This window comes from Kordia sp. E, from assembly GCF_056033805.1.
Genome location: NZ_JBRASR010000004.1, coordinates 406,781 through 422,611, shown reverse-complemented (window position 1 = coordinate 422,611; position 15,831 = coordinate 406,781). Strand labels below are relative to the sequence as shown.

General features: G+C 32.2%; 19 protein-coding genes. 1 reads left to right on the top strand and 18 read right to left on the bottom strand.

What is annotated here, in order from left to right; genetic code table 11:
• Positions 1 to 44: 44 nt before the first annotated feature.
• From ACUUYC_RS21355 to ACUUYC_RS21290, 14 genes are all read right to left on the bottom strand, one after another.
• Complete coding sequence (locus tag ACUUYC_RS21355) at positions 45 to 662, bottom strand: hypothetical protein (protein ID WP_474269209.1); 618 nt, start codon at positions 660 to 662, stop codon at positions 45 to 47.
• Between the two features lie 202 nt (positions 663 to 864).
• Entirely contained in the window at positions 865 to 1,329 is a 465-nt protein-coding gene (locus tag ACUUYC_RS21350; protein WP_474269208.1) for a nuclear transport factor 2 family protein, read from the bottom strand.
• Between the two features lie 116 nt (positions 1,330 to 1,445).
• Positions 1,446 to 2,222, bottom strand: a complete 777-nt coding sequence (locus ACUUYC_RS21345) for a helix-turn-helix domain-containing protein (protein WP_474269206.1) — start codon at positions 2,220 to 2,222, stop codon at positions 1,446 to 1,448.
• A 256-nt stretch (positions 2,223 to 2,478) separates the two neighbouring features.
• Positions 2,479 to 2,844 carry a hypothetical protein gene (locus ACUUYC_RS21340; RefSeq protein ID WP_474269205.1) on the bottom strand — a complete coding sequence of 122 codons (366 nt, stop codon included), beginning with the start codon at positions 2,842 to 2,844 and terminating at the stop codon, positions 2,479 to 2,481.
• Between the two features lie 196 nt (positions 2,845 to 3,040).
• Positions 3,041 to 3,535 (bottom strand): DUF4304 domain-containing protein, encoded by a 495-nt coding sequence (locus ACUUYC_RS21335; protein ID WP_474269204.1) that lies wholly within the window; start codon positions 3,533 to 3,535, stop codon positions 3,041 to 3,043.
• A gap of 162 nt (positions 3,536 to 3,697) precedes the next feature.
• Positions 3,698 to 3,895: a hypothetical protein gene (locus ACUUYC_RS21330; protein ID WP_474269202.1), complete on the bottom strand. Its 198-nt coding sequence runs from the start codon at positions 3,893 to 3,895 to the stop codon at positions 3,698 to 3,700.
• Between the two features lie 38 nt (positions 3,896 to 3,933).
• Positions 3,934 to 4,224: a hypothetical protein gene (locus tag ACUUYC_RS21325; protein ID WP_474269201.1), complete on the bottom strand. Its 291-nt coding sequence runs from the start codon at positions 4,222 to 4,224 to the stop codon at positions 3,934 to 3,936.
• Between the two features lie 174 nt (positions 4,225 to 4,398).
• Positions 4,399 to 5,154 (bottom strand): DUF1330 domain-containing protein, encoded by a 756-nt coding sequence (locus ACUUYC_RS21320; protein WP_474269200.1) that lies wholly within the window; start codon positions 5,152 to 5,154, stop codon positions 4,399 to 4,401.
• A 10-nt stretch (positions 5,155 to 5,164) separates the two neighbouring features.
• Positions 5,165 to 6,037 (bottom strand): SDR family oxidoreductase, encoded by an 873-nt coding sequence (locus tag ACUUYC_RS21315; RefSeq protein WP_474269198.1) that lies wholly within the window; start codon positions 6,035 to 6,037, stop codon positions 5,165 to 5,167.
• A 62-nt stretch (positions 6,038 to 6,099) separates the two neighbouring features.
• Positions 6,100 to 6,957: a helix-turn-helix domain-containing protein gene (locus tag ACUUYC_RS21310; RefSeq protein ID WP_474269197.1), complete on the bottom strand. Its 858-nt coding sequence runs from the start codon at positions 6,955 to 6,957 to the stop codon at positions 6,100 to 6,102.
• 230 nt (positions 6,958 to 7,187) lie between these two features.
• Positions 7,188 to 8,030: a tetratricopeptide repeat protein gene (locus ACUUYC_RS21305; protein WP_474269196.1), complete on the bottom strand. Its 843-nt coding sequence runs from the start codon at positions 8,028 to 8,030 to the stop codon at positions 7,188 to 7,190.
• 156 nt (positions 8,031 to 8,186) lie between these two features.
• Positions 8,187 to 8,750 carry a hypothetical protein gene (locus tag ACUUYC_RS21300; protein ID WP_474269195.1) on the bottom strand — a complete coding sequence of 188 codons (564 nt, stop codon included), beginning with the start codon at positions 8,748 to 8,750 and terminating at the stop codon, positions 8,187 to 8,189.
• Between the two features lie 176 nt (positions 8,751 to 8,926).
• Positions 8,927 to 11,437, bottom strand: coding sequence for a beta-mannosidase (locus tag ACUUYC_RS21295; protein ID WP_474269194.1), 2,511 nt, complete (start codon positions 11,435 to 11,437; stop codon positions 8,927 to 8,929).
• Entirely contained in the window at positions 11,430 to 12,164 is a 735-nt protein-coding gene (locus ACUUYC_RS21290) for a copper homeostasis protein CutC (RefSeq protein ID WP_474269192.1), read from the bottom strand. The genes ACUUYC_RS21295 and ACUUYC_RS21290 overlap by 8 nt, the downstream gene beginning before the upstream one ends.
• Positions 12,165 to 12,778: 614 nt before the next feature.
• Between ACUUYC_RS21290 and ACUUYC_RS21285 the strand changes: the two genes are divergently transcribed.
• On the top strand, positions 12,779 to 13,501 hold the full coding sequence (locus ACUUYC_RS21285; RefSeq protein WP_474269190.1) for a DUF6261 family protein: 723 nt from the start codon (positions 12,779 to 12,781) through the stop codon (positions 13,499 to 13,501).
• 11 nt (positions 13,502 to 13,512) lie between these two features.
• Here ACUUYC_RS21285 and ACUUYC_RS21280 read toward each other — a convergent pair whose 3' ends face one another.
• From ACUUYC_RS21280 to ACUUYC_RS21265, 4 genes are all read right to left on the bottom strand, one after another.
• Complete coding sequence (locus ACUUYC_RS21280; protein ID WP_474269187.1) at positions 13,513 to 13,752, bottom strand: hypothetical protein; 240 nt, start codon at positions 13,750 to 13,752, stop codon at positions 13,513 to 13,515.
• A gap of 162 nt (positions 13,753 to 13,914) precedes the next feature.
• Positions 13,915 to 14,685 carry a hypothetical protein gene (locus tag ACUUYC_RS21275; protein ID WP_474269185.1) on the bottom strand — a complete coding sequence of 257 codons (771 nt, stop codon included), beginning with the start codon at positions 14,683 to 14,685 and terminating at the stop codon, positions 13,915 to 13,917.
• A 231-nt stretch (positions 14,686 to 14,916) separates the two neighbouring features.
• Complete coding sequence (locus ACUUYC_RS21270) at positions 14,917 to 15,351, bottom strand: DUF1801 domain-containing protein (protein WP_474269182.1); 435 nt, start codon at positions 15,349 to 15,351, stop codon at positions 14,917 to 14,919.
• A gap of 10 nt (positions 15,352 to 15,361) precedes the next feature.
• A complete protein-coding gene (locus tag ACUUYC_RS21265; RefSeq protein ID WP_474269180.1) occupies positions 15,362 to 15,823 on the bottom strand; it encodes a GyrI-like domain-containing protein in 462 nt (153 codons plus the stop codon).
• Positions 15,824 to 15,831 lie beyond the last annotated feature (8 nt).

The following is a 15,831-nucleotide window of genomic DNA, read 5'->3' as shown; positions in this document are numbered from 1 at the left end:
CTAGTACTAGCAATGAATTATACACGGTGTTGTAGTGCGTTTTTTTATTTAAATTTCGATTTTATTCTTTTCCAAAAAGTTTGTTTTTCATTTTCAGTATCCTCTTTTGTCAAATCAAAAGTTATTGACTTTACGTGTCCATCTTCATAATATTCAACATCATCAGCATCTTCCGCTCCAACATCCAAAAATGCTTGAGTCAATATTTCAGATTGTTCTCGTAATCCATTCCAATCAGGTGAATCGAATACTTTGTTTTTTGCGTCAGAGTATTCAAATCCAAAATCTTTAATTAGAACCATAATCGTTTCAGCTGGTACAATTCCAATATTTTTTAAATCCGAAATCAATTTGTCAAAATCTATTTCTATGTCAGATTTTTTTAATTCAGAGATTAATTCGCTTTTCAAATAATCTTTTGCTATTTCTTCCGCTTTGCTTCTCGCAACTTCTCCACCAATAAATCGTTCATCATATTCATTAGAACTATCAATTTGGTTTTGGTTGTCAAGCATATCGTAAACACACCACCACCAATAATCTTCGTCCATCCATTCTGCACGCAACATTAGACCTGACCATTTCGCTGTGCAGTCGTCTTTCAAATCACCATTCCAAATTATTGGTTGGTTAAAATCTCTATTTTTTTCAACAATGTTCATTGGTTTGTCAAATGCACTACAACGTCTCGTATAAGAGTAGTAGCGGATTAAAAGGCACCTACTTTCAGATAGCAATATACTTAATTAAATGCAAAAACGATTTGGATTAAAACCCAAACCGCTATTACTTTTATACATTGTTGTGTACCGTTATTTTATCGCTCAAATGTTAATATTTTAAATGAGTTTGACTTTTTCAAGTTTAATTTTTATTATGAGAATCGTAAACCTTACCGCTTATTTTCCATTCTCCATCTTTTTTAAATAAGACAAAGAAATCAGTAAATCGAAATCCATTCCAATCATAAAATTCGACTTTTGCAGCTGCCGCTGGTCCAGAAATATCAATCCAAGCAATATGAGATTGAACGTTTTTTGAAGGTCCACCTTCATTAACCGCACCACCAAATTCGTCAGCAGTCATATTATAAATTTGACCTTCTACGGAACCGATAATATGTGCGTGGTCATAAAATGCAGACCGACTTAATTTCCCGTCTCCAGACTTAGCACTTTTAATATATGGTTCTAAGGCTTTTTCAACATCTTTATACTCATTAAAACTCTGTAATTCTGTGTTTTCTTTGTCCATTTTTTTTGTTTTCAAATTGTTATTAATTTGTGATTGTACGTTTTGAGCATTGATACTAAATGCAATTATACTCATTGCTAAAAGGCTTAATACTTTTTTCATTGTCTTGTCTATTAAATAATCTAGAACAAAAGTAAGCTTACATTTAAGTGTTAAAATGCAGAAAACGGCCAATGATATGGACAAAAGGTTCAACTAGTATGTTGTAGTCGGAATTCAGATGGTGAAAGACCAATACGTTTTTTGAATAAACGTGTAAAGTATAGCGGATCATTAAAGCCGATTTCGTAAGCAATGTCGCTAATTTTCAATTCACTTACTTGTAATAACTCTTTAGCTTTATTAATTTTTTTGGTATTGAGGTAGTTGTTTGGACTGTCATTGAAAAAGATTCTAAAAGCCCTTTTAAAGGATGAAAGGCTCATATTACAAAGTTTAGCCAGTTCATCTACTGAAAGATTAGAAAATGTATGTAAAGCAACAACTTCATTTAGTTTTAAGGTTTTGGTATTGTATAAATCGGCAATTAGTTCTTGTACAGAATCTATATAATTAGTTTGAATGAGGATTAAAATTAATTCTTTAACTTTTAGCTCTAGTAAATCATTATTAACCAAAGTTGGGTTTTCAAAATAGAATTCTAAAGAATCGACAAACTTCGTTATGATATCGTTAGAAGCTATTTTTATACTTTGATTGCCTTTTCCACGATTTAAAATAGCTGTTGGCAATTCACCTTTGTAAATTTCTTTAAGCAGTTCTGGAAACAGATGAATGGTAATGGTTTCTAACGCTTCACTTTGATTGTTTTTAAGTATTTCGAGAAAGTTACTTCCACATTTTAATAATACAGCTTCTTGTCCTTTTATATCGACTTTATGTTCACTAGAAAGTAATTTAGTATTGCCGTTTTTAAAGTATATAAAGCAACCTCTATCTTGAAAAACAGCTTCATACTTAAATGACATACTTGTCCTCATTTTTTCAATAACGATGAAGTCTTTGTACTTAAAATACGAGTGGTTGTGATTCAAAATTTTGTTCTTATCTGTGAAGTTAGTTCTCTAATGGTACACAACGTGTTTGTGTATGATTAGTTGCGTTGGCTAGAACTAAGTTAGTAAAAGAAAACGAACCAGAGGAAAATCCGTAGGATTTTCCGAGTACACACAAAACCAGCAATTATCTATACACGTTGTTGTGCATAGTTTTTTATTTTTAATATCAAGGGTAAAATAACACTTTCTCTTCTTTATATTCACTCGGATTGTCATAAGGAATTGCTTTTTCCCACGAATAATATATTTCAAGTTGTTTATTTTCTAAAGTAATGTCGCCATCTCCAGTAATTACATGGTCTTTACTTTCATTTGGGATTGGTATTATTTTGATTAATTTATCTTTTAAACTTTTACAAAAATTTGTTTCACTCAAGATAAGTTCATTTAAATAAAAATCTATTATTCTATAACTTCCTATCCAATCTGGACCAATATCAGAGGTAACTCTCCACTCAACAGAGAATTCCATTGTTTTCATTTTAGTAGTGAGTTCTTCAAAATTTTCAATTGTAATGGTTTTGTTACTCATTCCAAATTAGTATGATTTAGCGTAAAATTTTAGTCAAAGGGACTGTTTCTCAAATTATGCACAACGTGTTCGTGTATGGTTTGTTGCGGTCAAGCACGCGATTAATTTTCCGCAGTAACAATATACAAAAAAGGAGGGAAGGACCTTCGTCTTAGCCAGCTATAGCAATTAAATATACACGTTGTTGTGTGTAGTATTACTTATTATATTTTCTGAAATACTTTTCTCCTTCTAATTCAATTAATTTAAAAACTTCTTTTATTACTTTTTTATTTTCAATTTCAGTCGCTCTGAATTTCCACCAACAGTCTTTTTGATCTGGACTTAACCTTTTCCATCCTTGTGGAGTTGGAGATATAGATTCCAGTGAATCGATTTCCTCTAAACTTAGTAATTCTATATTCCCATTATATTTTTTTATTTCGGCATTTATACAAATAGCTTTTCCGTATGGAGATGTTCCTAATAATATAGTTTCTAAATTGTTGTTTTTTAATCTGTAATAAAAGTAGTCTTTTCCAAGAAAACCATTTTGTTCAAGCAAGGGTTTTAAACTCTGATTTACAAGCCTTTTAAATTTCTTATTTCCAAAACTGTGTTTAGTTTTATCTACAGTTACTCTGCTAAATTGACTTAGTGGGAAGTAAATTATTCTTTTTCCACTTTCATGGATTAAATTATATAATTTCATTCAATGAATATTACGCACAACGTGATTGTGTATGGTTAGTTGCGTGTTTGAGCAACTAATTTAGTAAACAAAAACGAACGCGAGAAAATTCCGAAGGAATTTTCCAAATAGGCACTTGCCAAAGCAATTAATTATACACGGTGTTGTGTGCAGTTATTATTTCTATTTTAATTCTTTATACATTGGTCCATCTGATTTGACTTTCTCAATCGCTTCTGTCCAATATTCCCAAAAAGCCGAATCAGCTGGTTCATTTGTGCCTTTCCAATATTCACCACCACTTAGAATATCCGTTAAATCATTCGAGCCACTATTTTTCCAATAAGCTTTTATACAATAGAGCATTGCTTCGTAACCCACTTTCTTTGTTATTACCTCGTTCTTTTCGTTATCCATATTTATTTAAGTTCTTCTTCAACAGCATATTTATAGTCCAAAAGCCTTTGAGCTACTTTTAGATTACGGTCTTTGTCTGACGTCAATCCCATTGAAGCCGTCTCTATTTTGCTTAACTGATTTGCTATTTGGTTTAAATCTCCTTTTAATACGTATTTTAATATTGTCATTGTGTAAGAACTATACTCTGCTCTTGCACAAGTTTCGTCAGATACTCCGATTGGATCCCATTCATAATAGAGAACTTCATCAATTCGCTGATTAAGTTCTTTAATTTTTCCTTTATCTGTCATTTTGTTTAATTGCATACAGCGTGTTTGTGTATGAGTAGTAGCGAATTAAAAGCACTACTTTTTCAAAAAGTAATTTACAAAATAAAAAAGAATAGCGATTTGAATTAAACTCAAATCGCTATTGCTTATACACGTTGTTGTACGCTGGCTGATTTCTTTATTAGCTATATCTTATTATAAACTAGCTTCGCCAATAAAAAAGTATAGATTTTTTAATGAAGCATCTCTTTTAGGGAACAATGCTTGCATACGTTCATCAGTTCCCATTTGTTGTAACCCTTCCATAGAATCAAAATAGAAACGATGAATTTCATCTGGCTGTTCTACGCTTCCTTTAGATTGAAATGGCGCTATAAACCGTTCGAAATGAGTACCAAATTCTGGCATTATTTCACATACTTCATCATGGTAATTTTCAAATTGTTTTTCTTTTCCTTCTTTAAAGTAAATTAATGCCACACCATAAGTTTTGCTTTTATCACCATGTTCTCTCTTAAATTCAAAATCAGTATTCTTACTTGTAAAAACAGAAATATCTTTAAGAGCAGGAATCGCATACTCATTTCTTATTTTAATAAATTCTGGATCTTCATTGAATTTATTAAACACTTCAATACTTGGATAAGTGGCAAAATGGATTTCATCAGGCATTTCTAAATCGCCTTCTGCTAACATTTTTGGTTTGATGATACGTTCAATTTTACCACCATGTTTTTCTAAAATTGCCCCCCCTTTTTCTTTGTATTCTTCAAACCGTGCTTCCTCGCCATCTTTTATGTACATTAATGCAACGTTTACTATTTCTTGATTTTTTGTATTCATCTTATCTGTTTTTTCTGTGTTGTTATTAGATTTTTGTGTTTTAGTAACACAGGATATTAATAATGATACTAGTAAAATAAAACTTGCTAGTTTTTTTAATTGTTTCATGATTGTTTTTTTAAATTAAATGCCCCATTTGTAAGGCTTCTTTTACTAGATTTTCTTGAATTGGGTTTGTTTTACTATTCAATTCATTTGTGTTATAATCTATTCCTACAGCTTGTCTTATAGGCCTATTTTCTTTTTGTGATTCAATTAGATTTAAAATAGCATCTGGAATTTCTTGTGGATTTGGCGCTTCATCACTTTTAAAAAATTGCTCAAAATTTTGAAGCATTGCCTTTGGTACATCAGCCATTTCGCCATAACTTTCTAAAGCAGTTAAATCATCTTCTTTTGGTCCGCTAAACAATAAACCTGAAGGATAAGGTCCTGGCTCAATAATTGAAACATCGACACCAAAAGGTTTTAATTCATATTTTAATGATTCAGAGTAGGCTTCCAAAGCAAATTTACTTGCGCAATAAATTCCGAAATAAGGAAATACTAATCGTCCTGCTAATGATGAAATATTAATAATTAGCCCATCAGTTGATTTTTTTAATAATGGAAGAAAGGCTTTTGAGGTTCTGATTACGCCAAAGAAGTTGGTGTCAAATTGCTCTTGTGCTTGCTCTAAACTGTATGCCTCTGTAATACCAACATACATAATACCGGCATTGTTAATTAAAATGTCTAAACCTTTTGGTTCTTCGTTATTGATTCTATCTACCAAATCATTAGTAGATTTATCACTAGTTACGTCTAATTCTGCTACGGTAATTGAAATGTTTTCTTTGAGAGCTATAGCTTTAAACTCTTCTTTTTTTGCTTTGTTTTTTCCATTGACATCTCGCATTGTTGCCCAAACATTATACCCTTTTCTGGCTAATGTTAATGTAGATAAATAACCAAATCCGTTACTTGACCCTGTAATAAGTACTGTTTTCATATTTACATGTTTTTTTAATGTGATGCAAAGATGAGAACAGTAAAGAAGTAAGTGTTTTAGGATTAGCTCAAAGATTTGTCTAAATGGGTCAACTTAAATATTGACGGTGAAATACCATGTTTATTTTTAAATGTTTTTGAAAAATGAGAAACATTTGAAAACCCACATTCATATGCTATATCTGTGGCTCTTAAGTCTGTGGAAACAAGAAGTTCTTTAGATTTTTCTAACTTTTTTTCTCGCAAGTAAGTTGCTGGTGATGAGTTATATATTTTTTTGAATTCTCTCTTAAAAGTAGATAAACTTTGATTATTTAAGATAGCCAGTTCTTCCAATGTAATATTTTCATAATAATGAGCTTTTACAATTTCTCTAAATGAATGTGAGTTTGGACTGAATAGGTTAGAAAGTATAGATCTGATTGCTGGTGCGCTTTTAGTTTGATTTAACAATAAGATGATTTCCTTGAGCTTTAAAATGAGTATCTCTTCTGTAACCAAATTTGGGTTTTCAAAATAAAACAAAATACCTTCAATATATTTCCGAACTAATATATCACTATTTAGTTTTGACATTCCAATATCTAGAGTGATATTTTGTGATAGAAAATCTGGAAGTTTGTTTTCATAGATTTTTAATAGTATTTCTGGGTAGAAATGAACTGCAAGTGCTTGATACGTATCTGAAGTTTTAGAAGGCAACATATTACATGTGTAATTGCCACATTTCATTAAAAGCGATTCTTCTGCTTCAATACGAAGCCTTTCAGTTTCAGAAATAGAATCGTATTCACCTTTTAGAATATACAAAAAACAAGCTTCGTTTGGCATTAAATTGGGCTTTTTGTAAGGTGGCTTTAAAATAATGGTTTCAAATAGTAACTTGCCAAATAAGTCTATGGTTTTATAGTCTTGTACCATTTTATTTTCTTGTAAAGATAGTTTTTACAAATTGTATAGGGTTTTCCTATTGGTTCATTTTCTTGTCAATTTGGTTCATTTTTAGCTTGCGTACAACGTGTTTGTATATGATTTCGTTGCGTGTTTTAAGCACTAAATTTAGCAAATATAAACCGAATAGAAAATCTGAGAGGATTTTCGTAAGTAGGCTAGAACTAGCAATAAATTATATACGGTGTTGGCACCAGTTTTTATTCACATAATTTTTTAAGCTCCTCAAAATCTTCATCAGCCTCAAAATGCTCATTCTTTTCAAGGTCTAACTTAAGTGCTTTCTTAAAATCTTTACAAGCATCTTTTTCCTCGCCAAGTTCCAAATAAATACCTGCTCTATTGAAAAGTCCAATATCATAGTTCTTTTTCAACTTCAAGGCTTTATTGATTTTTGATAATGCTTCTTTTGGTTTCTCAATTTCTCTATAAAGACTTGCCCAATTGTTATAAAGAATGTGAAGGTTTGGCTGATTCGGAAATTCAGTCACTATCTTTTGATAATCCGCTAATGCTTCATTAAACAATTCTAATTTCTTTTTTATGTTTATCAGATTCGCTAATGACTTGAAATCCTTTGGTGTTATTTCCAATTGAGATTCTAAATCAGTTTTTGCATTCTCATATTTCTCCAATCTTATATTGGCATAAGCTCTGTCAAAGTATATATTTGAGAAAGATGGTTTTTTCTCAATGATTTTTGAATAGTCAGAAATTGCCATTTCAAAGTTGTTATTGTCCATATAAGTGTTGGCTCTTGCATAAAGGACACTTAAGTTTTCAGGATTTAATTCTATAGATTTAGAATAATCAGATATAGCTAATTCATATTCTTTTCTCATTCGGTACACATTTCCTCTATTTGAATATGGTCCTGGTGAATCTGGATAAAGTTTTATTGCTTTTTCAAAAATTGAGAATGCTTTATCTATTTTACCTTTTTTCGCAAATTCAATCCCTTTAGAGTTCAGTTCCTGTGCAGTTTGAGAAATTAAATTTTGAGTCGTTATTAATAGGATAGCTATTACTAAAATTTTATTCATATCGTTTTTAAAATTGGTGCCAACGTGTTTGTGTATGGCTAGTTGCGTTGGCGAGAACTAAGTTAACAAAAAGAAAACGAACCAGTAGGAAAATCCGCAGGATTTTCCGAGTACACACAAACCAAGTAATTGGTTATACACGTTGTTGTGGTGTCGTTATTTTTCTATTAATTTAATTTTCGTGCTTTGTTGAATTATTTGTCCGTTTTCAGTCTCATTTTTGTGTTTTATTTCAACAGTTAGATTGTCTAATTCCATTTGTTTTAAAGTCGATTTAGCAATTTCACGCAAAATGTTCCAATCATTTTCATATTTAGCCATTTCGAACCAGAAGTCTTCATTTTTTTCAGAAGTCCATTTATTAGTCAGATTCTCAATATCATCTAAAGAATTTTTTATTTCTTCATTTATGAGTTCTTTATCAAAGAATCTTGATTTATTTAAAGTATAATAACTATAGAAATCTTCTAGCATTTCGTCCGCTGTTGCTCCAAGTCCATAAAAATCAATTTGTTTCTCTAAAGGCATTGACATTGAAATCAGGTTTTTAGTTAATTCATTAAACTGCCATAGTAAATTATCAGTTTTATAAAGCTCTTCGTGAATCAATTTTTTTTCCGCATTTCGCTCTCCTTTCCAAAATTGCTTTTTCATATACTTTCGTAAATGTTTAGCCCATTCAGGTGAGGTAGTTAATTGCCCTTTTTTCTTAGTAGCCATTTTGTTTCTTGTGAGTTTTTTTTAATGCACCACAACGCCCTAATATACGCATTGCGGTTATTTTAATTATGGCGGTTATCCAAATATAGTATAAATTTATAAATAACTGTAATTCAGGTAATTCGCTTATTTTTACTAAGATGAGTATTTTTGTAATGCGAATGTTGTACAATTATTTACTTCATTCCATTCAATGTTTTAATTGCTAAATCATCAATAGTCGTAGCTTTGGTTATAAAGGTTATAGTAACCGTTTCGTTTGGCAATACATCAAAGAAGTTATCCGAAAAATGACCTTTTGCTTTGGTATGTAAAAACACATCTTTTTGTAATGTCTTTGCAGAAACTTCTATGGTAAATCCATCTTCAGTTTTTGTGATATTGGTAGCAACATCTTGTTGCGGTAGTTTTAAATCTTTTGGTTTTGTCAAATAGAATAGGGAAGAAGCTTTTACCGTAGTTAATAGGTTTTCGCTGAGCGGCGTCGAAACAAAAGTTCCTCTCATCACATAATCACTTACATCTGCTTTGATATGATAAAGTGGAGTCTGCGCAATAAGTTGACTCGTATTAGGTGCAATCGTTAATTGTTGTTGCACATTGTGAATGTTTTCTCCATTGAAATCTATAAAGTCAAGAAAGAAATCACCTTGTATTGGTTCTAATCTATCAGAAACGATATAGGTTTTAATAGTGTCATTTTCCACAACAGAAGAAATCAACACGTCTTCAAACGATTTTTTGGTTTTGTAATGCAAGGCTTTCCAATTCCCCATAAAATCTATGCTCGACCATGAAACAACTGGCCAGCAATCATTTAATTGCCAATACAAACTTCCCATACAATACGGCATGGCACGACGTTGTGCTTCCATTCCCATGGTCATTCCTTTGGCTTGCGTAAGTTGACTCATATACACATAGTCTTCGCCCAATGTTGGAATAGGATAATCACGTTCCATGTATTCACGAATGAGCTTAAAACCTCTCGGATGTTTTTGATGCGTTATGTAACTATCATGATTAATGTCAATACTGTCTTCTCCGGTAAATTTCCGAATGGCTTCATAGGAAGGAAATGATTGAAACCCGAATTCACTCATAAAACGCGGTACTTTTTGCTCAAAACGTTCAAAAGGTAAGGCATCGTGCCAAACGCCCCAATCGTGTGCATCACCTTCAAATTGCGATTGTGGATCGCCGCGTCCTAATCTAGGAGAACTTTCCCAATAGGATATTTCAGGATTTAGTTTCGCTACAGTTTTTGGTAAAATACTATCAAAAACGGCTAAATAACTTGTCCATATTTCTTTCTTCTGTGCTTCCGTTTTATCAGCTTGCCAGCCCCAACGATGCCAAGCTTCATTGTTTTCGTTGTTTCCACACCAAAGTCCAACAGAAGCATAGTTTCGTAATCGCTTTACTTGATCGATCGCTTCTTTTTCTACGTTTTCTAAAAATGCCTTGTCGCCAGGATACATCGCGCAAGCAAACATAAAATCTTGCCACACTAAAATTCCTTTTTCATCACATAATTCGTAAAAAATATCATTTTCATAAATTCCGCCGCCCCAAACACGTAACATGTTCATGTTACTATCTACCACATCGTGTAAGAGTTTTTTATAATGTGCATCCGTCACTTTATCTTGCATGCTGTGTTGTGGAATGTAATTGGCACCTTTCATAAACACAGGAACGCCATTCAATTTAAAATAGAAAGTTTCTCCTTTTGTGTCTTTTTCTGTAATTAATTCAATAGTTCGTAAGCCAACTTTTGCTTTTTGCTGTGCTTTTAAATCTCTTCCTTGTTTTAGTGTAATGTCAAATTCATACAAATACGGTTCACCTAAATTATGTGTCCACCAACGTTTCGGATTCTTGACTTCAAGTTTTGTGGTGTATGTGTGCGTTCCTTTTTTTACAGGCGCTGTCGTTTTTTGAATTGTGTTATCGAACTTAATTTCAAATGTAGTTTCTTCAATGTCTTCATCCGATGAAATCGTATATTCCACAGAAAGTAGTGCAAGCGAATCGGTTAGTTTTTCTTGTTTAAAGTAGACATCATCCAATTTTATATTGTTCCAAGAAGTAATGGTAATTGGTTTCCAAATTCCAGCAGTATTTACAATTGGTCCCCAATCCCAACCATATTGAAACTGTGCTTTTCTAGTAAATACACGCGCTCCAGGTGGTAATAAATAAGCTAAGTTAGCTGCTTCTTTGTCTTCGTGAATGCTTGTTTTTTGAAATTCAATACGCAATGAGTTCGTTGCTTTTGCAGTTTTTTTAATGTCAAACTTCCATGTACGGAACGCATTGTCAGTTTTACCTAGTAATGAATCGTTCATATAGATACTTGCATAGGTATCTAAACCTTCAAATGTAAGTTCGATATGTGATTTTTCTAAGGTTTCTTCGTCAAGCGTAAATGTAGTCTGATATTCCCAATTCTTTGTTGGAACCCATTGTACATTGAGTTCGTTTGAACCCAAAAATGGATCTGGAATTTTTTTATGCGCTAACAAATCAGAATATACATTTCCGGGAATGGTTGCAGCATTCCAAGCAGTATCTTTTTGTTGTTTAAATTCCCAGTTTTGGTGAATAGTTGCCGTTGTCGGTCGATCATCTTTAGCACAGCTGATCAAAAGCAATGCTGCTAAAAGCGTAAAAAATTTATTCATGATTGGGATTAATACGTTCTAAAATTTGTCTAATTTTTTCTTTATTGGAAGTCGCAATTCGAGTATCGTTGAATAGGTTAGGACTATTCATGCTAATTTTAGGATTGTTGATAGATTGATGAATGCTTGTAGCCGAACAATGAATTTCTTGAAAGTCACTTTCTTTAAATAGCTTGGCATTAGTTGCGTTAATTCCGCCGCCTGGCATCACAATCAATTCGTTTTCTACAATTTCTTGTAGTTCTTGCAATAATAAAATACCTTTTTCAGCACTTGATTCTTGTCCGGAAGTCAACACACGATCTACACCTAAAACGGCTAGTTGTAATACGGCTTCTAATGGATCTGGCGTCCAATCAAATCCACGATGAAAGGTGAATGTCATTGGTTTTGCCAATTCAATTAATTCTTTTGTACGTGTTTGATCAATCGTTTGATCCTGCAATAAAACTCCTGAAACTATTCCTGCACAACCCAATTCTTTACAGAAAATAATATTTTCCTTCATGATTTCAAATTCACTACGCGAATAGGTAAAGTCGCCACTTCTTGGACGAATTAGTACTTGCACAGGGATTTTTAAATCTGCCATTACTTTTTTGAGCAAACCATACGAAGGAGTAATGCCACCAATGGCTAATTCTGAACATAGTTCAATACGATGCGCGCCAGCTTTCTCGGCATTTATAGCAGATTCATAAGAGTTAGCACAGATTTCGAGGAGCATGGTTGTTGGGTTTTTGGTGTTAGGCTTTTGGTCGCTTCGCTTTTGGATGTCGTTAATTTGTTGATTCACCAACTCGTTCCTAATTTAAGGATGCTGAGCTTGCCGAAGTATCAAATATATCATTTATTCTCGTTTTCTGTTAGCTCTTAACGTTCAATTCCTAGTATATTTTTGAAGTATTCTAACTAATATGTTGCATTAGGGATGGAATTGAGAAGTAAATCTCAAAAAAGTGATGCTTATGCATAATCTGATACGCTTGCAAACGATTCCTTGGATGCTTCATTGATTTTTTAGTATTTCATACGATAAAACAGAAAAGTGTATAGGATTTGTTTTCACAGGAAGCTTAGTTACTTGTTTGCAGGAGCATTTCCACAGTTCAGGAAAGTTAGACACAGAGTTGCAGGAACGTTTCCTGAACTCAGGAAAGTTAGTTACAACTTTACAATAGTATTCCCTGAATTCAGGGAAGTTAATAACATACTAGTTAGAATCATTCCTAAGTTCAGGAAAGTTAAATACATTATTGTATATTTAATCCCTGAGTTATTTTATTGAGAAAATAGTATAAAAAGTACTTTAAAGAGTTAAATGATTAAGAATTCCATCGTATGAGCAAGTTTAGAGAACCAATGTTTAGAGATTACCGAAATAGCGAGTTTTTACAGTTTATGAAAAACGTATTGGAGTTGGTAAATAATACTGATGTGTCTTTGTTAGCACTTACCGAACAACAGCAGGCATTGACATTGAGTATAGAAACTTTGGCAATCGCATTTGAGCCAGAACAGTATCAAAAGAGTGCTGAGGTATTGGAAAATTTAGATGTTGAGCGCGACAATTTGTATATAGGCATTAAGCATTTGTTAAAAGGGAATGCATATCATTTTAACCCAACGATACAAGAAGCAGCCAAACGATTGTTGTTTCACCTACAGAGTTATGGAAAGGAAGTAAATCGTATGGGATATCAAGCACAAACCGCCAATATAGCCCATATGTTGACCGAATGGGAAACAGAAACCTATTTGCAGGAAGCCGTAGCACTGTTACATTTGTCTGAATGGGTGACTGCACTACAAGACGTAAATACAGCGTTTGGCAAACAATATTTAGCGCGAGTTTCCGAAATGTCAGCTAATGAAACGCCTAGTTTTACAAGTTTGCGTGCAGCTACCAAAGTAGTTTATCGTGCCTTGGTTGAACGTATTAAAGCCTTTAAAATTTTGAATTCAAACGTAGTATATGCACAATTGTATCATCAAATTTATGAATTGGTACGACAGTATAATCAGGTAGTGAAGGTACGGTCGAAGGCGTTGCGTAGGAAATGATTTATTATGATTTACTCTGCAGGAATAGTTATAAAGCCTGTCCAAATAAGAACGACATAGACCAAGCAAATTATTGCTGACAGTTTAAAAAACACATCGAAGATTTTAAATATGATAGGTGCTTTTTCAACCAATCCAGTATTGTTTTTGATATGAAAGTCTTTGAGTTTCCCAACAAGTATTGGTCCGACTTTTCTAAAAAAGAAGAAGCCAAAGATGAAGAATAGTGATAGAAAGATTTTAAATTTCAATGGATGTGGTTTTTTGGGTGTTGAGGTAATGGTTTTGTGTATGATTTCGGTGTGTGTTTAAGTACTAAAGCTAGCAAAAAGGAGTGAAGAGTAGCTGGATTTCGCTAGAAATCCACGACCGATCTTTAAGCACCGTGAACTGTACACGTTTTTGAGCGTAGTTTAAGTATGTGTATTTATTGTTTTAAGTTTAAACTTTTGAGCAATCTCTTCGTCTAATGTTGCTAGAAAATTGAATAATATTAAATTCATTTTTGAAACATACTTGAATTCGAAATTTAAGTATTGACCAATATCATTTTCAAACTCAGGAAATTGTTTAGCAAACTCTTTTGAAATTTTTCTTTTATTGTGCACCGTTAAATTTCGCTGTTTAATATGAAAATTAATATTTTTTCTTTGAACATCAGTCTTAAAAATATCCAACCCCAATCTACTTTGAAAGAATTTTTCAATGTCTTTAATTCCTTTATAAAATAGTTCCTCAATCTTTTTACTAGCAATAGAATTAATTAAATCATCCATTGATTTATGTTCCAAAATGAAGTCTATTTTTTCAGATTCTTGAGATTTCAAAACTTGAGGTTTTGCCACGACAACTTCTGAAAGAACATCTTTAAAATAAGTAATAAAGTTATCAATTGAATTTACGTATATCATTGAACTTAAGTGAATTTCATAAAATTTCACATTTAAAAGGCTATCTAAATTTTCATTCAAGCTTTTTTTTGCAATTTTGGGGTTGTATACATGATCATAAATACTTGAATAATATTCTCTTGCCTTGTCATTGTTACTTATAATTAGCTTGTTTCCAACTTCTAAATAGCTCATAAGTGATTCTGATCTTTGAATTTGTTGCCAAAAACTCGCAAATGATTCAGTGTATTTGGTTATGATTTTTGCAGGATATTCTAGCTTCTTTTTATTCATTCAATTGTTGTTGATTTAATTTCATCCAACGTTTAGTATAAGAAACGTAGGGCAGGTGATAAGCACTTTCGTTTCGGTTTATTACTTAGCTAAATATAAATATTTTGCTTTTATCTTTTCTTTTTAAATGCCAAATTTTATATTTAGCGAACTTTGTAAATACACACAGACCTTTCGGTTTAGCACTAACGCCCTATGTTTTTTATACATTGTTAGCCACTGGCATTTTTTTCAGATTCCTAATGTCATCAATTGCTTAACCTTGTGATATGTTAATGTTGCTTTTATACATTCTTTTAATTCTTCAATAGGTATATTCTCATTAAGTTGAAATACAATTGCTCGGCTTCCTTCAAATTGAAATTTGTTATCGAAAACTAATCTAAAAGTATCAACTAATCTACTTGTACATTTAAAATACATTGCATATTGGTCAGGTGATTTTGCTTTCCAATCCATTCTTAAAGTACTTCCGTTTTTTGCTAAAAAACTCGGTTCTCCCCATTTTAAAGTTTCTTCTAATTTTGTGATTTCTGGAATTTCTTCTGCCGTTTCTATTACCAACTCTCTCAAAAAATGCATTTTATCCCGAACAAAGTCGGGATAATTTGCAAAAACTGTTTCTACTCTTGGGTCTGATTTTAATTCAAACTTTTTTATTTGCATATTTTTTTAGTTAACTTTTAATTGACACATAAAAATCCACTTCAGCATCTGACGGATTTTGTGCTTTTTCTCCGAAAACTTCAAAGTCTGCTGAATAAATTCTTTCTAAGTCCATCTCAAATATTTTTGACCAATGGTTTACAATCAAACCTTGCATTAAATCTCCTTTTGCAAAAGTTTTAATATAGGTTCCTCCTTTAAAAGAACTGCCAACCATTCCATTTGGTATGTTGTCTAAACTCTCCACTTTACATCCCAAAATTGTTGTGTAAGGTTTTGTGTGGTCGCTTTCGTAATCCGTGTATAATGAATAAACATCATTACTTATTTTGTTCGGAATTTTAGAAACTATGGTTTCGGACATAAATTTTTGCCATAACTCTGCAATTTCTTGAGAGGCTTGTCCATTTTCGTTTGTTGTTCTTATCGAAATTCCGATAATGTTAAAAGGTTTAATTTTTACTGTTTGCATCTTTATTT

What these genes read in the sequence shown, in the direction of transcription:
- ACUUYC_RS21335 (WP_474269204.1), bottom strand. Translation starts at nt 3,535, where the DNA reads ATGAAATTATATAATTTAATCCATGAAAGTGGAAAAAGAATAATTTAC.
- ACUUYC_RS21355 (WP_474269209.1), bottom strand. Translation starts at nt 662, where the DNA reads ATGAACATTGTTGAAAAAAATAGAGATTTTAACCAACCAATAATTTGG.
- ACUUYC_RS21275 (WP_474269185.1), bottom strand. Translation starts at nt 14,685, where the DNA reads ATGAATAAAAAGAAGCTAGAATATCCTGCAAAAATCATAACCAAATAC.
- ACUUYC_RS21305 (WP_474269196.1), bottom strand. Translation starts at nt 8,030, where the DNA reads ATGAATAAAATTTTAGTAATAGCTATCCTATTAATAACGACTCAAAAT.
- ACUUYC_RS21290 (WP_474269192.1), bottom strand. Translation starts at nt 12,164, where the DNA reads ATGCTCCTCGAAATCTGTGCTAACTCTTATGAATCTGCTATAAATGCC.
- ACUUYC_RS21315 (WP_474269198.1), bottom strand. Translation starts at nt 6,037, where the DNA reads ATGAAAACAGTACTTATTACAGGGTCAAGTAACGGATTTGGTTATTTA.
- ACUUYC_RS21325 (WP_474269201.1), bottom strand. Translation starts at nt 4,224, where the DNA reads ATGACAGATAAAGGAAAAATTAAAGAACTTAATCAGCGAATTGATGAA.
- ACUUYC_RS21345 (WP_474269206.1), bottom strand. Translation starts at nt 2,222, where the DNA reads ATGTCATTTAAGTATGAAGCTGTTTTTCAAGATAGAGGTTGCTTTATA.
- ACUUYC_RS21310 (WP_474269197.1), bottom strand. Translation starts at nt 6,957, where the DNA reads ATGGTACAAGACTATAAAACCATAGACTTATTTGGCAAGTTACTATTT.
- ACUUYC_RS21340 (WP_474269205.1), bottom strand. Translation starts at nt 2,844, where the DNA reads ATGAGTAACAAAACCATTACAATTGAAAATTTTGAAGAACTCACTACT.
- ACUUYC_RS21265 (WP_474269180.1), bottom strand. Translation starts at nt 15,823, where the DNA reads ATGCAAACAGTAAAAATTAAACCTTTTAACATTATCGGAATTTCGATA.
- ACUUYC_RS21320 (WP_474269200.1), bottom strand. Translation starts at nt 5,154, where the DNA reads ATGAAACAATTAAAAAAACTAGCAAGTTTTATTTTACTAGTATCATTA.
- ACUUYC_RS21285 (WP_474269190.1), top strand. Translation starts at nt 12,779, where the DNA reads ATGAGCAAGTTTAGAGAACCAATGTTTAGAGATTACCGAAATAGCGAG.
- ACUUYC_RS21350 (WP_474269208.1), bottom strand. Translation starts at nt 1,329, where the DNA reads ATGAGTATAATTGCATTTAGTATCAATGCTCAAAACGTACAATCACAA.
- ACUUYC_RS21295 (WP_474269194.1), bottom strand. Translation starts at nt 11,437, where the DNA reads ATGAATAAATTTTTTACGCTTTTAGCAGCATTGCTTTTGATCAGCTGT.
- ACUUYC_RS21270 (WP_474269182.1), bottom strand. Translation starts at nt 15,351, where the DNA reads ATGCAAATAAAAAAGTTTGAATTAAAATCAGACCCAAGAGTAGAAACA.
- ACUUYC_RS21300 (WP_474269195.1), bottom strand. Translation starts at nt 8,750, where the DNA reads ATGGCTACTAAGAAAAAAGGGCAATTAACTACCTCACCTGAATGGGCT.